General features: G+C 70.0%; 13 protein-coding genes. 9 read left to right on the top strand and 4 right to left on the bottom strand.

All coding sequences use genetic code 11. The features are described from left to right. Positions 1–57 precede the first annotated feature (57 nt). Complete coding sequence (locus tag ACGFU6_RS29355) at positions 58–762, bottom strand: glycerophosphodiester phosphodiesterase (RefSeq protein ID WP_393615272.1); 705 nt, start codon at positions 760–762, stop codon at positions 58–60. 23 nt (positions 763–785) lie between these two features. Next, a complete protein-coding gene (locus tag ACGFU6_RS29350; protein ID WP_393615270.1) occupies positions 786–1,820 on the bottom strand; it encodes an adenosine deaminase in 1,035 nt (344 codons plus the stop codon). 287 nt (positions 1,821–2,107) lie between these two features. Here ACGFU6_RS29350 and ACGFU6_RS29345 point away from each other — a divergent pair, with 287 nt between their 5' ends. After that, positions 2,108–2,905, top strand: coding sequence for a DUF4190 domain-containing protein (locus ACGFU6_RS29345; protein WP_393615269.1), 798 nt, complete (start codon positions 2,108–2,110; stop codon positions 2,903–2,905). A 72-nt stretch (positions 2,906–2,977) separates the two neighbouring features. On the opposite strand, the gene ACGFU6_RS29340 is transcribed toward ACGFU6_RS29345, so the two are convergent. Next, complete coding sequence (locus ACGFU6_RS29340; protein ID WP_393615380.1) at positions 2,978–3,529, bottom strand: NADAR family protein; 552 nt, start codon at positions 3,527–3,529, stop codon at positions 2,978–2,980. A 215-nt stretch (positions 3,530–3,744) separates the two neighbouring features. Here ACGFU6_RS29340 and ACGFU6_RS29335 point away from each other — a divergent pair, with 215 nt between their 5' ends. The 8 genes from ACGFU6_RS29335 (at position 3,745) to ACGFU6_RS29300 (ending at position 13,416) form a co-directional block, all read left to right on the top strand. After that, a complete protein-coding gene (locus ACGFU6_RS29335; RefSeq protein WP_393615268.1) occupies positions 3,745–5,259 on the top strand; it encodes a gamma-aminobutyraldehyde dehydrogenase in 1,515 nt (504 codons plus the stop codon). A gap of 43 nt (positions 5,260–5,302) precedes the next feature. Continuing rightward, positions 5,303–6,553: a spermidine/putrescine ABC transporter substrate-binding protein gene (locus ACGFU6_RS29330; protein ID WP_393615267.1), complete on the top strand. Its 1,251-nt coding sequence runs from the start codon at positions 5,303–5,305 to the stop codon at positions 6,551–6,553. A gap of 58 nt (positions 6,554–6,611) precedes the next feature. Continuing rightward, positions 6,612–7,760 carry an ABC transporter ATP-binding protein gene (locus ACGFU6_RS29325; RefSeq protein WP_393615265.1) on the top strand — a complete coding sequence of 383 codons (1,149 nt, stop codon included), beginning with the start codon at positions 6,612–6,614 and terminating at the stop codon, positions 7,758–7,760. Then, complete coding sequence (locus ACGFU6_RS29320) at positions 7,757–8,683, top strand: ABC transporter permease (protein ID WP_073739145.1); 927 nt, start codon at positions 7,757–7,759, stop codon at positions 8,681–8,683. The genes ACGFU6_RS29325 and ACGFU6_RS29320 overlap by 4 nt, the downstream gene beginning before the upstream one ends. Continuing rightward, positions 8,683–9,486: an ABC transporter permease gene (locus ACGFU6_RS29315; protein WP_123523244.1), complete on the top strand. Its 804-nt coding sequence runs from the start codon at positions 8,683–8,685 to the stop codon at positions 9,484–9,486. The genes ACGFU6_RS29320 and ACGFU6_RS29315 overlap by 1 nt, the downstream gene beginning before the upstream one ends. A 23-nt stretch (positions 9,487–9,509) precedes the next feature. Beyond that, the gene (locus ACGFU6_RS29310) at positions 9,510–10,925 is read left to right on the top strand and encodes an NAD(P)/FAD-dependent oxidoreductase (RefSeq protein WP_393615263.1); all 1,416 of its coding nucleotides are present in this window, start codon (positions 9,510–9,512) and stop codon (positions 10,923–10,925) included. 127 nt (positions 10,926–11,052) lie between these two features. Beyond that, positions 11,053–11,502 carry a hypothetical protein gene (locus tag ACGFU6_RS29305; RefSeq protein ID WP_123523242.1) on the top strand — a complete coding sequence of 150 codons (450 nt, stop codon included), beginning with the start codon at positions 11,053–11,055 and terminating at the stop codon, positions 11,500–11,502. A gap of 84 nt (positions 11,503–11,586) precedes the next feature. After that, positions 11,587–13,416, top strand: coding sequence for a chitinase (locus ACGFU6_RS29300; protein WP_393615261.1), 1,830 nt, complete (start codon positions 11,587–11,589; stop codon positions 13,414–13,416). Here ACGFU6_RS29300 and ACGFU6_RS29295 read toward each other — a convergent pair. Further along, positions 13,401–13,961 carry a phosphatase PAP2 family protein gene (locus tag ACGFU6_RS29295; protein ID WP_393615259.1) on the bottom strand — a complete coding sequence of 187 codons (561 nt, stop codon included), beginning with the start codon at positions 13,959–13,961 and terminating at the stop codon, positions 13,401–13,403. The two genes, ACGFU6_RS29300 and ACGFU6_RS29295, sit on opposite strands and share 16 nt — an antisense overlap. Positions 13,962–14,190 lie beyond the last annotated feature (229 nt).

The following is a 14,190-nucleotide window of genomic DNA, read 5'->3' as shown; positions in this document are numbered from 1 at the left end:
CCTCGGGTGCCGGCCTGGCATCGGGACGATGAGGTGGCGTCCATGATGCCGGACCGATCAAGGGGAGGTGTGGTCCGGGGAGTTGGCGATCAGCTTGTGCAGTACATCGACCCGGTTGGTGGTGATGGAGTCCACCCCGTCCCGCAGCAGCCTGCGCATGGTGCGCCCGGTGTCCGCCGTCCAGGCCGAGACCAGCAGCCCGTCGTGGTGGTTGCGGTCCGTCAGCTCCCGGCTCACCAGGGCGAACCGGTAGTTCAGCCAGCGCGGCCGCACCGCCGCCAGCAGCGCGGCCCGGGGCGGTACGAGGGTCGTCCAGGTCATCGCGATCTCGGCGGACGGATCGGCGGCCCGGACCCGAAGCATCGCCTCCGGGCCCGCGCAGTAGTAGGCCCGCTCCCCGGCCCCGCACTCCCGTACCGTCCCGACGGTCCTGCGCACCGAGTCCTCGGTGGAGCCGGGCAGATCGACCATGACGCGGTGCGCCCCGGCGGCGAGCAGCGCCTCGCGCAGGGTCGGCACACCGCCCGCCGTCAGCTCGCTCAGCTCCTGCCGGGTGAGCCGGTCCAGCCGCACGTCATGACCCCACAGCCGCTCCAGCGTGGCGTCGTGCAGCAGGACGGGCACACCGTCCCGGGTGACCCGGACATCGATCTCCACCGCGTCCGCCCCCCGGTCGAGGGCGGAGCGGATCGAGGCGAGGGTGTTCTCGCGGACACGGTACGGATCGCCGCGATGGGCGACGGCGGTGACAGGGGTGGCCATGGGGCCATTGTCACCGGCAGGGGTCACCGGCCGGTGTCCGCCAGCCAGCTCGTGGTGTACGTGTCGATCTCCTCGGCCAGCCCGCGCTTGCCGGCCGGGTCGAGGAAGGACGCCTCGACGGCGTTCTTCGCGAGTCCGGCGAGCCCCCGCTCGTCGAGCCCCAGGAGGCGGGCCGCCACCCCGTACTCGGTGTTCAGGTCGGTGCCGAACATGGGCGGGTCGTCGCTGTTGATCGTGACCAGCACACCGGCCTTCACCATCTCCTTGACCGGGTGCTCCTCGATGTCCGCCACCGCGCGGGTCGCGATGTTCGACGTGGGGCAGACCTCCAGCGCGATCCGGTGCTCGGCGAGGTGCTCCAGGAGCCTCGGGTCGCGGACGGAGCTGGTGCCGTGGCCGATGCGCTCGGCGCGCAGCGCGGTCAGCGCGTCCCAGATCGTCTCCGGTCCGGTGGTCTCGCCGGCGTGCGGCACGGAGTGCAGGCCCGCCGCGATGGCGCGGTCGAAGTACGGCTTGAACTGCGGGCGGTCCACCCCGATCTCGGGCCCGCCGAGGCCGAAGGACACGAGCCCCTCCGGCCGCAGGTCGACGGCGAGCCTGGCGGTCTCCTCGGCGGATTCGAGCCCGGCCTCGCCCGGGATGTCGAAGCACCAGCGCAGCACCACCCCGAGTTCGGCCTCGGCCGCCTTGCGGGCGTCCTCTATTGCCTCCATGAAGCCCTGTTCCGGAATGCCGCGCCGGGTCGAGGAGAACGGGGTGACGGTCAGTTCCGCGTAGCGGATGTTCTGCCGTGCCATGTCGCGGGCGACCTCGAAGGTCAGCAGCCGGACGTCCTCCGGGGTGCGGATCAGGTCCACGACCGAGAGGTAGACCTCGATGAAGTGCCCGAAGTCGGTGAAGGAGAAGTAGTCGGCCAGCGCCTCGGGGGCGGTGGGGACCTTGGAGTCGGGGTGCTTCGCGGCCAGCTCCGCGACGATGCGGGGCGAGGCCGAACCGACGTGGTGAACATGCAGCTCGGCCTTGGGCAGCCCCGCGATGAAGGGGTGCAGATCGGACAACGGATCCTCCGGGAGCAGGGGGTGGCGCGGGGCCCGGACACAGGTGGGAACCGGGCGGCGGACGGAAGTCATCGTAGGACGGAGGCAAGGGCCTCTCGTCCGGATCATGCTGGGCTCGCGGGGTCCGGCGCCGCACCTCGCGGCGTTGTCGTCACTCACCAACGGCTCCGCGTTGCCTCAATCCTCCGCCTTGCGATGCACGACACCGGACCCCGCTCCCCGATCCAGCCTGATCCAAACGAAAGACCCTAGCCGTAGCATGACGGGCATCACGATGGGGGAGGCCCATGTCAGACAACACAGAGCAGCCCGAGGACAGGGCCGTGCCGCGCGATCCGTGGGCTCCGCCGGACAACAGGGTGCCGCTGGAGAAGAACAGCCCGTCGGACGCCCGTCCGCCGGCCGTGCACGACCAGCCGACCGTCAGCGCGATGCCGGGCATCGACGGACCGCAGGCCGGCTCCGCCGGTCCCGCGCCCGGCTTCGGCCCCCCGGCCGGTACGGGGCAGCCGTCGGGCCCCGGCGGCCCGTACGGCCCGGAGTCCGTGCCGCCACCGCCCGTCGGTCCCAACGGCCCGGGTCAGCAGAGCCCGCCGTCCGCCGGTCAGTACGGGTACCCGGGGGCGCCGTCGCAGCAGCCCGCCGGCCAGTACGGCTACCCGGCCCCGCAGGCCCCGCAGTACGGCGGCGGCTACCCGGGCTACCCCGGCTACGGCCAGAACGCCTGGGGGCCGCAGCCCGCGAACGGGCTCGGGATCGCCTCGATGGTGCTCGGCATCATCGCGGTGGCGCTCTTCTGCCTGTACGGGCTCGGGATCATACTCGGCGTCCTCGCGCTGATCTTCGGCCTGATAGGCCGGGGCCGGGTCCGCCGGGGCGAGGCCGACAACGGGGGAGTGGCCCTCGCCGGTGTCATCCTCGGTTCGGTCGGGATCGTCGTCAGTGCCGTGTTCCTGGGACTGGTCATCTGGGCCATCGCGAGCGACGCCGATGACGACAGCGGCTACGACTACGAGCCGTACTCGGCCTCGCAGGTCATTGATTCGCCGGTCGCCGGATCCCCGTTCGCCAGTGTGATCCGCTAACGGCAGTGCCGTCGGCCCCGGGCGGGCGCAGCGCCGCCCGCCCGGGGCTCCCGCATCACCCCAGGGGCCGTTTCATATCCGGCCGGTGCCCTCCCGCAGCCCCTTCCGCGCGTCCATCAGCGCGAAGCCGAGCAGATTCAGCCCCAGCCAGGCCGCCGGGTCCTGCGCACGCGGATCGTCCGCAGCCAGCCCGATCCCCCAGATCCGGTCCATCGGGCTCGCCTCCACCAGCACCCGCTCGCCCGTGCACAGCAGGAACTCCCGCAGCGCCGGATCCTGGCCGAACTTGTGCAGGCTGCCCGTCACCACCAGCCCGTACCGCTCGCGCTCCCAGACCGCCTCGTCGAAGCCGCGCACCAGCCGGCCCGTCTTCTTCGCCTCGGCCGGGCTCCTGGCCGCCACCGCACGGGCCTGTGCCTCCGCGTCGCCGAACAGCCGCGCCTTGCCGGCCATCATCCAGTGCTCGGCCGACGCGTACGTCACCCCGTCGACCGTGAACGGCGACGGCCACCACTGGCTGAGGCAGCTCGCACCGATCTCCCCGTCGGCCCGCGGCCGGTGCCCCCAGAACCTCAGGTACTTCACCTTCTCGCCCCGCCCGGCCCGCGCCACGAGGTCGTTCATGTGTTCCATGACACGTGAGTCTGGCATTCGCCACTGACACTACGTACGGGGAATTCCGCACTGACGCGACACATGGTCGACAGATTCCGTTGCGTAACCAAAAGGCAACAACGGAATCACTTGTTGGGCTGGGTCCCCTCTGTCAGGATCGGCACTCAAATCGAGCAGAAGCTACGCCGCCCCGTACTCCGGGAACAGCGGCGGAGGAGAGCGTGATGGGCAACAGCTTCCAGGTACAGGACCGCTTCGCGGACGGCGCGCAGTACATCGGCGGAAGACTGCGACCCGGCACTTCGGGACGCAGTCACGACGTGGTGAACCCGGCCACGGGCAAGACCGTCCACACCTACGAGCTCGCGGGCACCGCCGACGTCGACGCGGCCGTCGCCGCCGCGCGGGAGGCGTTCCCCGGCTGGTCGGGCGCCACCCCGGCCGAGCGGTCCGAGACGATGCACCGGTTCGCCTCGGTCCTCGCCCGGCAGGCGGACGACTTCGCGTACGCGGAGTCCCTCCAGTGCGGCAAGCCGGTCAAGCTCTCCACCGAGTTCGACGTGCCCGGCACCGTCGACAACGCGTCCTTCTTCGCGGGCGCCGCGCGCCACCTGGAGGGCAAGTCCGCCGCCGAGTACGACGGCGACCACACCTCGTACGTACGGCGTGAGGCGATCGGCGTCATCGGCTCCATCGCCCCCTGGAACTACCCGCTCCAGATGGCCGCCTGGAAGATCCTTCCGGCCGTCGCCGCGGGCAACACCATCGTGCTGAAGCCCGCCGAGATCACCCCGCTGACCTCGCTGATGTTCGCGCAGGCGGCCACCGAGGCCGGCATCCCGGACGGCGTGATCAACATCGTCAACGGTGCGGGCAAGGACGCCGGCGAACACCTCGTCGGCCACCCCGACGTCGTGATGACCTCCTTCACCGGTTCCACCGCCGTCGGCAAGCGGGTCGCGGAGATCGCCACCTCCACCGTCAAGCGCCTCCACCTCGAACTTGGCGGCAAGGCCCCCTTCGTCGTCTTCGACGACGCCGACCTGGAGGCCGCGGTCAACGGCGCGGTCGCCGGCTCCCTCATCAACACCGGCCAGGACTGCACGGCGGCCACCCGGGCCTACGTCCAGCGCCCGCTGTACGACGCCTTCGTACAGGGCGTCGCGGAGCTGATGGAGACCGTCCGGGTCGGCGACCCGTTCGCCCCGGACACCGACCTCGGCCCGCTGATCAGCCACGCCCAGCGCGACCGGGTCGCCGGATTCGTCGAGCGCGCCCGCGCCTACGCCACCGTCGTCACCGGCGGCGAGGCCCCCGGCGGCGAACTGGCCGACGGCGCCTACTACCGGCCGACCCTCATCGCCGGCGCGGCCCAGGACAGCGAGATCGTCCAGGCCGAGATCTTCGGCCCGGTCCTGGTCGTCCTGCCCTTCGACACCGACGACGAGGGCATCGAGCTGGCCAACGACACCCCCTACGGGCTCGCCGCCTCCGCCTGGACCCGCGACCTGTACCGGGCGAACCGCGCCACCCGCGAGATCAAGGCGGGCTGTGTCTGGGTCAACGACCACATCCCGATCATCAGCGAGATGCCGCACGGCGGATACAAGGCCAGCGGCTTCGGCAAGGACATGTCGTCGTACTCCTTCGAGGAGTACACGCAGGTCAAGCACGTCATGTACGACAACACCGCGGTCGCCCGCAAGGACTGGCACCGCACGATCTTCGGGGACCGATAACCCGGCCAGTCCGGCCGCACACCCACCCGAAAGGGCAACGCGCATGGAGCAGTACGAGCCCGAGCGTCTCTCGGCGGCCCAGCTGGCCGCGATGCGTCGCACTCTGACCAGCGGCAGGGGAGCCCTCACCCGCCGATCACTGCTGCGCGCCTCCGGCACCGGCGCGCTCACACTCGGCGGGCTCGGCCTGCTCGGCGCGTGCGGAATCCCTCCCGCGAAGCGGGAGGGGGACGCCGCAGCCGCCTCCGACGACCACTCGGCCAAGGAGAAGCAGGTCAACTTCTCCAACTGGACCGAGTACATGGACGTCACCGACGACGGCAAGCACCGGCCCACTCTGGAGCAGTTCACCGAGCGGACCGGGATCAAGGTCAAGTACACCGAGGACATCAACGACAACGTCGAGTTCTTCGGCAAGATCAAGCCGCAGCTCGCGGCCGGCCAGGACACCGGCCGCGACATCATCTGCGTCACGGACTGGCTCGCCGCCCGTATCGTCCGGCTCGGCTGGGCGCAGAAGCTCGACGCCTCCAACCTGCCGAACGCCTACGCCAACCTCTCGGCCCAGTTCCGCTCCCCGGACTGGGACCCGGGCCGCGCCTACTCCTACCCCTGGGCCGGCATCCCCACCGTCATCGCCTACAACTCCAAGGCGACCGGCGGCCGCAGGATCGACTCCGTCAGCCAGCTGCTCGACGACCCCGAACTCAAGGGCCGGGTCAGCTTCCTCTCGGAGATGCGAGACTCCATCGGCATGACCCTGCTCGACATGGGCAAGGACCCCGCCACCTTCACCGACGCCGACTACGACGCCGCGATCGGCCGGATCCAGAAGGGCGTCGACCGCAACCAGATCCGCCGGTTCACCGGCAACGACTACACCGCGGACCTCGACAAGGGCGACATCGCCGCCTGCGTCGCCTGGGCCGGCGACATCATCCAGCTCCAGGCCGGCAACCCGGACATCAAGTACGCGATACCCGCCGCGGGCTACGTCATATCCAGCGACAACATGCTGGTCCCGGTGAAGGCACGGCACAAGACCAACGCCGAGAAGCTCATGGACCACTACTACCGGCCGCCGGTCGCCGCCGAGCTCGCCGCGTACATCAACTTCGTCTGCCCGGTCGACGGCGTCCGCGAGGAACTCGCCAAGATCGACAAGTCGATGGCCGACAACCCGCTGATTCTCCCGGACAAGAAGATGGCGGCCGCCTCGCACGCCTTCCGGTCCCTGACCGCCGAGGAAGAGACGGCGTACGAGGAGAAGTTCGCCAAGCTCATCGGCGCCTGACACCGCCCCCGTCCCGAAGACACCCGATCTCCCTCTGACACCACTGGGACCGCCCTCCATGACACAGCAGCAGACAGGCGGCGATGTCCGCCTCACCGGGATCAGCAAGACGTACGGCTCCTTCGCCGCCGTGCAACCGCTCGATCTGACCGTTCCGCAAGGCTCCTTCTTCGCGCTGCTCGGCGCGTCCGGCTGCGGCAAGACCACCACCCTGCGGATGATCGCGGGCCTGGAGGAGGCCACCACCGGCACCGTCTCGCTCGGCGGCCGCGACATCACCGCCCTCCCCCCGTACAAGCGGCCCGTCAACACGGTCTTCCAGAGCTACGCGCTCTTCCCGCACCTCGACATCACCGAGAACGTCGCCTTCGGACTGCGACGGCGCGGCATCAAGTCGGTCAAGAAGCAGGTCGACGACATGCTGGAGCTCGTCGAGCTCGGCGACTTCGCCCGGCGCAAGCCCCACCAGCTCTCCGGCGGCCAGCAACAGCGTGTCGCCGTCGCCCGCGCCCTGATCAACCACCCCCAGGTGCTGCTCCTGGACGAGCCGCTCGGCGCCCTCGACCTCAAGCTCCGCCGCCAGATGCAGCTGGAACTCAAGCGCATCCAGACCGAGGTCGGCATCACGTTCGTCCACGTCACCCACGACCAGGAGGAGGCCATGACCATGGCCGACACCGTCGCGGTGATGAACGCGGGCCGGGTCGAGCAGCTGGGCAACCCCGCCGACCTCTACGAGAACCCCCGGACGACGTTCGTCGCCAACTTCCTCGGCACCTCGAACCTCATCGAGGGCGAGGTCGTCGCCGCCGGCGCCGACCTCGTCGTATCGGCCGGCGGCGGGAAGCTGCGGCTGCCCAGTGACCGATGTCCCGCGCCGACCGCGCAGGGCGGCAAGCTGCTCCTGGGCATCCGCCCCGAGAAGATCTCCCTCGCGCACCGCGACGACGCCGACGCGATAGCGGACGGCCGCAACCGGGTCACCGGACGGATCGTCGACTCCAGCTTCATCGGCGTCTCCACGCAGTACGTGGTGGAGAGCCCGGCGGGCAAGTCGCTCCAGGTGTACGAGCAGAACATCGAGCGCGATTCCAGGCTCACCCCCGGGGCCGAGGTCGTCCTGCACTGGAACCCGGCGCACACCTTCGGCCTGGACGCCACCCAGGACATCGCCGCCGGCGTGGAGACGGTGGAGGACGCGGCGTGAGCGTCACCCAGGAGGCGCCACCCGCTCCCGCCGAGGAGCCGAAGGTGCGCAAGCCCTCCACCCGCAAGCGTCTCGTCCCCTACTGGCTGCTGCTCCCCGGCATCCTGTGGCTCGTCGTCTTCTTCGCGCTGCCGCTGATCTACCAGGGCTCGACCTCCGTCCAGACCGGATCCCTGGAGAAGGGGTTCGAGGTCACCTGGCACTTCCAGACGTACTGGGACGCGCTGGCCGACTACTACCCGCAGTTCGTCCGGTCCCTGCTGTACGCGGGCACCGCGACGATCCTGTGCCTGCTGCTCGGCTACCCGCTCGCCTACCTCATCGCGTTCAAGGCCGGCCGCTGGCGCAACCTGGTGCTGGTGCTGGTCATCGCACCGTTCTTCACCAGCTTCCTGATCCGCACGCTCGCCTGGAAGACGATCCTCGCGGACGGCGGCGCCGTCGTCGACGTACTGAACACCCTGCACGTCCTGGACGTCACCAGCTGGCTCGGCTGGACCGAGTCCAACCGGGTACTGGCCACCCCGATGGCCGTGGTCTGCGGCCTCACGTACAACTTCCTGCCGTTCATGATCCTGCCGCTCTACACCTCGCTGGAGCGGATCGACGGCCGGCTGCACGAAGCGGCCGGGGACCTCTACGCCACCCCCGCCACCACCTTCCGCAAGGTGACGTTCCCGCTCTCCATGCCGGGCGTCGTCTCCGGCACCCTGCTGACCTTCATCCCGGCCAGCGGTGACTACGTGAACGCGGAACTGCTGGGCTCCACCGACACCAAGATGGTCGGCAGCGTCATCCAGACCCAGTTCCTGCGCGTCCTGGACTATCCGACGGCGGCCGCGCTCTCCTTCATCCTGATGGCGGTCGTACTGATCGCGGTCACTGTCTACATCCGCCGCTCCGGGACGGAGGACCTGGTCTGATGCCCGTACTGCGCTGGCTGCGACGCCACATCATCGTCATCGCGGGTCTGCTGACCCTCGCCTACATGATCCTGCCGAACATCGTCGTGATGGTGTTCTCCTTCAACAAGCCCAACGGGCGGTTCAACTACTCCTGGCAGCGCTTCTCGGTGGACGCCTGGAAGGACCCCTGCGGGGTGGCCGACATGTGCGGCTCGCTCTCGCTCTCCCTCCAGATCGCCGTCTGGGCCACGGTCGGCGCGACCGTGCTCGGCACGATGATCGCGTTCGCCCTGGTCCGCTACCGCTTCCGGGCGCGCGGCGCGATCAACTCGCTGATCTTCCTGCCGATGGCGATGCCCGAGGTCGTCATGGCCGCCTCGCTGCTCACCCTGTTCCTCAACATGGGCGCGCAGCTGGGCTTCTGGACGATCCTCATCGCGCACATCATGTTCTGCCTCAGCTTCGTGGTGACGGCGGTCAAGGCGCGCGTGATGTCTATGGACCCGAGGCTGGAGGAGGCGGCGCGCGACCTTTACGCGGGGCCCGTGCAGACCTTCGTGCGGGTTACCCTGCCGATCGCCGCCCCGGGAATCGCCGCGGGAGCGCTGCTCGCTTTCGCGCTCTCCTTCGACGATTTCATCATCACCAATTTCAACGCGGGCTCGACCGTGACGTTCCCCATGTTCGTCTGGGGATCGGCACAGCGCGGCACGCCCGTGCAGATCAACGTCATCGGTACGGCAATGTTCATCATTGCGGTACTGGTGGTTCTCGCCGGCCAGCTGATAGCGAACCGGCGAAAGAACAGCGCACGACCCTGAAAGTCCCGAAGGAGTTGGAAAACATGGCCCCAGTTGCCATGAGCACCGCCGCCCAGTCAATCGCCGACGCGAAGCCGGTCTCGTTCTGGCTGGACGACCCAGGCAGGCCCGAAGCGCTCCCGGCGCTCACCGGCGACGAGCACTGCGACCTCCTCGTCATCGGGGCCGGCTACAGCGGACTGTGGACCGCGCTGCTCGCCAAGGAGCGCGAACCGGAACGCGATGTCGTACTGATCGAGGGGCACGAGACGGGCTGGGCCGCCTCGGGCCGCAACGGCGGATTCTGCGCCGCCTCCCTCACCCACGGCCTGCCCAACGGGCTGGAGCGCTGGCCCGGCGAGATCGAGAAGCTGGAGGAGCTGGGCGCGCGCAACCTCGACGCCATCGAGGAGGCGGTCGCCCGCTACGGCATCGACTGCGAATTCGAACGCACCGGTGAGATCGATGTCGCCACCCAGCCCCACCAGCTCGAAGAGCTGCGGGAATGGCACCAGGAGCTGGAGCGGCGCGGCTTTGGCGGCGTCGAGTTCCTGGACGGTGACGCGTTGCGCGCCCATGTCGACTCACCGACATTCCTGGGTGGCCTCTGGGACCGCCGTGGGGTGGCGATGCTCCACCCGGCCAAGCTCGCCTGGGGCCTGAAGCAGGCCTGCCTCGACCTGGGTGTCCGGATCTACGAGCACACCCGAGGCCTGGAGCTGGCCAGAACCGGAACCGGAATGGCGGTCCGCACGCCGCAGGGAAGGGTGCTCGCGCGCCGGGTCGCCCTCGGCACGAACATCTTCCCCTCGCTCGTGAAGCGGGTACGCCCGTACACCGTCCCGGTCTACGACTACGCGCTGATGACTGAGCCGCTGACCGCCGGACAGCTCGCCGCGATCGGCTGGAAGAACCGGCAGGGACTCGGCGACAGTGCCAATCAGTTCCATTACTTCCGGCTCTCCGCCGACAACCGGATCCTGTGGGGCGGATACGACGCGATCTATCCGTACGGGGGCCGGCTCAGTGCCTCTCTCGACCAGCGGCCGGAAACGTTCCTGAAGCTCGCCGGGCAGTTCTTCGAATGCTTCCCGCAATTGGCGGGAGTGCGGTTCACCCACGCCTGGGGCGGCGCGATCGACACCTGTTCCCGTTTCTCCGCCTTCTTCGGCACCGCCCATCAGGGCCGGGTCGCCTATGCCGCCGGATACACCGGACTCGGCGTCGGGGCCACCCGGTTCGGCGCCGATGTGATGCTCGACCTGCTGGCCGGCGAGGAGACGGAGCGGACCGCGCTGGAGATGGTGCGCAGCAAGCCCATGCCGTTTCCGCCGGAGCCTTTCGCATGGGCCGGGATCGAGCTGACGAAGCGTTCCCTGGCCCGCGCCGACGACAACGGCGGCCACCGCAACCTGTGGCTGCGCACGATGGACCGGCTGGGGCTGGGCTTCGACAGCTGAGCCGGGCGTGACCCAGTTCACTACCGGTTGGTAGCCGAACCCGCGTAATGGATCGGCCCCACCGCTCTCTCTCCCGTGAACGCACCCGCGACTCCCCGCGGGTGCGCATACGGAACGGAGGCGGGTCATGGCTGGCTCGGGAGTCAGGGCAGCGGTCGAGTGGCTTGTGTCGGTGGCACCGGACCCCGACGCCTGCCGGTGGGAGTGGGAGCGCAATCCGCGGGGGATCGCGCTCCTGCCCGCCGGCCGGCGCTGGGACGTGCTGATCCTGCCGGGGGCGCTGGGCTACCCGACGCTCGATGTGCTCACCCGGCTCATCGACCGGCCGGGGCCGGTCCTCGCCGACTTCGGTGACGCCCGCATGGGGTTCTTCGTGCCGCCGGGCACCGTCGACCGCTGGATCGGGACGGGGGTGCGGGGCGCAGGTCAGGGCACCTGGATCGTGGTGCCCCACCCAGGGCGGTCCGCCGCCGGCGGGGTCCGCTGGCTGATTCCGCCGGACGGCTCGGGCACGCTCACCGACGCCACGCTGCTGGAACTGGCGATGCACGAGGCTGCGGCGGGGAGCCGGGAATAGCGGGGTGGCTGCCAGAGGTCTTGACAACCGGATTGGTCTGGACCATGTTGTGGCCACCCAATTCCCCCCTGCACGGAGGCCGTTGTGGAACGTACGGGACCCCCTGCCCGCATTACCGGACTGCTGGCCGCCTTCACGGCCGCCCTGCTGGCCGCCGGCGGCCTGGCGGCCTCGGCGCCGAGCGCCGCGGCGGCCGACGCCGAGCTGGCGCGCAACGGAACCTTCGAGGCCGGCCTGGACGGCTGGAGCTGTACCGGCGGCAGCGGAGCCGTTGTCAGCACCCCGGTGCACGGCGGCACCTCGGCGCTGAAGGCGACCCCGGCCGGCAGCGACTACGCCAAGTGCTCCCAGGCCGTCACGGTCAAGCCGGACTCCACGTACACGCTGAGCACCTGGGTGCAGGGCAGCTACGTCTACCTGGGCGCGGAGGGCACCGGCACGACGGACGTGTCCACCTGGACGCAGTCCGCCGGGGCCTGGCAGAAGCTCACCACCACTTTCAAGACCGGCGCGTCCACCACCTCGGTCAAGGTGTACACGCACGGCTGGTACGGCACGCCCGCCTACTACGCCGACGACCTCAGCCTCGTCGGCCCCGGCGGCGACCCGGTCGCCCTCCCGGCGGTACCGGCGGGCCTCAAGGCGGGCACCGCCACCGCCTCCTCGGTCCCGCTGTCCTGGACCGCCTCCTCGGGCGCCACCGGCTACAACGTCTACCGGGGCGGCACGAAGGTCCTCTCCACCACCGGCACCTCCGCGACCGTGACCGGCCTCGCCGCCTCGACCGCGTACAGCTTCCAGGTCACCGCGACCAACGCGGCGGGCGAGTCCGCCAAGTCCGCCGCGGTGCCCGCCACCACCAAGACCGGCGGCAGCGGGGGGGAGGGCGGCACGTCCCTGCCGGCCCACGCCCTCGTCGGCTATCTGCACTCCAGCTTCGCCAACGGCTCCGGCTACACGCGGATGGCGGACGTGCCCGACTCCTGGGACGTCATCGACCTCGCCTTCGGTGAACCCACCTCCGTCACCTCGGGCGACATCCGCTTCTCGCTCTGCCCGGTGGCCGAGTGCCCGAACGTCGAGTCGGCGGCCGAGTTCAAGGCGGCCATCAAGGCCAAGCAGGCCGCCGGCAAGAAGGTGCTGATCTCCATCGGCGGCCAGAACGGACAGGTGCAGCTCGCCACCACCGCCGCCCGCGACACCTTCGTCTCCTCGGTCAGCAAGATCATCGACGAGTACGGTCTGGACGGCCTGGACATCGACTTCGAGGGCCACTCGCTCTCGCTGAACACCGGCGACACCGACTTCCGCAGCCCCACCACGCCGGTCATCGTCAACCTGATCTCCGCGGTCAAGACCCTCAAGGCCAAGTACGGCGACAAGTTCGTCCTGACCATGGCCCCCGAGACCTTCTTCGTGCAGCTCGGCTACCAGTACTACGGCTCGGGCCCCTGGGGCGGCCAGGACCCGCGCGCCGGCGCCTACCTCCCGGTGATCCACGCGCTGCGCGACGACCTCACCCTGCTGCACGTCCAGGACTACAACTCGGGCTCCATCATGGGCCTGGACAACCAGTACCACTCGATGGGCGGCGCCGACTTCCACATCGCGATGACCGACATGCTGCTGACCGGCTTCCCGGTGGCGGGCGACCAGACCAAGGTCTTCCCGGGGCTGCGCCCCGACCAGGTCTCGATCGGTCTGCCGGCCTCCACCCAGGCGGGCAACGGCCACACCTCGCCCGCCGAGGTGACCAAGGCGCTGAACTGCCTGACGAAGAAGACCGACTGCGGCTCGTACGCCACCCACGGCACCTGGTCCGGACTGCGCGGACTGATGACCTGGTCGATCAACTGGGACCGCTTCAACAACTGGGAGTTCTCGAAGAACTTCGACGCCTACTTCGGCGGCTGAGAACGCCCCGTCACCAGCGGCATGAGCAGCAGCCCGCACAGGAACCAGCTGCCCAGCACGTCCAGCGGCCAGTGGTAGCCGCGCAGCACCAGACCGATGCCCGTCGCCGCCGTCAGCAGGACGGCGGCCACGGGCATCATCCATGAGCGCCGCAGGTACGGGGCGAGCAGCAGCGCCGCGGCCCCGTACGCCACCGCCGCGGTCGCCGCGTGGCCCGAGGGGTAGTAGCCGGTGGCGTCGGTCAGCGGCCCGGGGCGGGCGATCCAGTCCTTGAGCGGGACGACGAGCAGCGGCACCGCGGCCATGGTGAGCGCCGCCGTGGCCGGGGCGCGGCGCGCACCGCGCACCAGTGACCAGACAATCGCGCAGCCCAGCACCGGGAGCGCGACCTGCGTGTTGCCGAGATCCGCGAGGAATTCGGTGAGCCCCGCCGGACCCCGGCCCACCAGGGCCCGGCCGGTGCGTTCGTCGAGGCCGCGCAGCGGGCCGTCGGCCGCGATCTGCCAGGTGGTGAGGGCGAACAGGGCCAGCAGGCCGGAGACCACCGAAACGAGAAGAGCCGTCCGCCCCGGAACAGGGGGGGTTGTTCCGGGGCGGACGGTCGGACCGGTGTGCCGCGCGCCCCGGGGGGTGTGGGACGGGCGGCCATCCGATCGGTGAGGAGTTCCGGAGCCCGAAGCTCCAGTGGTGTGCGCGAAGGCACAACCAGGGCGGTGCCGGTGGAGCTCCGACCCGGTGTCGCCGGCAGTCCCCTGCGGGCGGGGTGTTTCTCTC

Origin of the sequence: Streptomyces sp. NPDC048462 (assembly GCF_043200175.1) — a bacterium.
In the GTDB taxonomy this organism is placed as follows: Bacteria; Actinomycetota; Actinomycetes; order Streptomycetales; family Streptomycetaceae; genus Streptomyces.
This window is presented reverse-complemented; position numbering and strand designations above follow the sequence as displayed.

What these genes read in the sequence shown, in the direction of transcription:
- ACGFU6_RS29355 (WP_393615272.1), bottom strand. Translation starts at nt 762, where the DNA reads ATGGCCACCCCTGTCACCGCCGTCGCCCATCGCGGCGATCCGTACCGT.
- ACGFU6_RS29345 (WP_393615269.1), top strand. Translation starts at nt 2,108, where the DNA reads ATGTCAGACAACACAGAGCAGCCCGAGGACAGGGCCGTGCCGCGCGAT.
- ACGFU6_RS29340 (WP_393615380.1), bottom strand. Translation starts at nt 3,529, where the DNA reads ATGAACGACCTCGTGGCGCGGGCCGGGCGGGGCGAGAAGGTGAAGTAC.
- ACGFU6_RS29335 (WP_393615268.1), top strand. Translation starts at nt 3,745, where the DNA reads ATGGGCAACAGCTTCCAGGTACAGGACCGCTTCGCGGACGGCGCGCAG.
- ACGFU6_RS29330 (WP_393615267.1), top strand. Translation starts at nt 5,303, where the DNA reads ATGGAGCAGTACGAGCCCGAGCGTCTCTCGGCGGCCCAGCTGGCCGCG.
- ACGFU6_RS29325 (WP_393615265.1), top strand. Translation starts at nt 6,612, where the DNA reads ATGACACAGCAGCAGACAGGCGGCGATGTCCGCCTCACCGGGATCAGC.
- ACGFU6_RS29315 (WP_123523244.1), top strand. Translation starts at nt 8,683, where the DNA reads ATGCCCGTACTGCGCTGGCTGCGACGCCACATCATCGTCATCGCGGGT.
- ACGFU6_RS29310 (WP_393615263.1), top strand. Translation starts at nt 9,510, where the DNA reads ATGGCCCCAGTTGCCATGAGCACCGCCGCCCAGTCAATCGCCGACGCG.
- ACGFU6_RS29305 (WP_123523242.1), top strand. Translation starts at nt 11,053, where the DNA reads ATGGCTGGCTCGGGAGTCAGGGCAGCGGTCGAGTGGCTTGTGTCGGTG.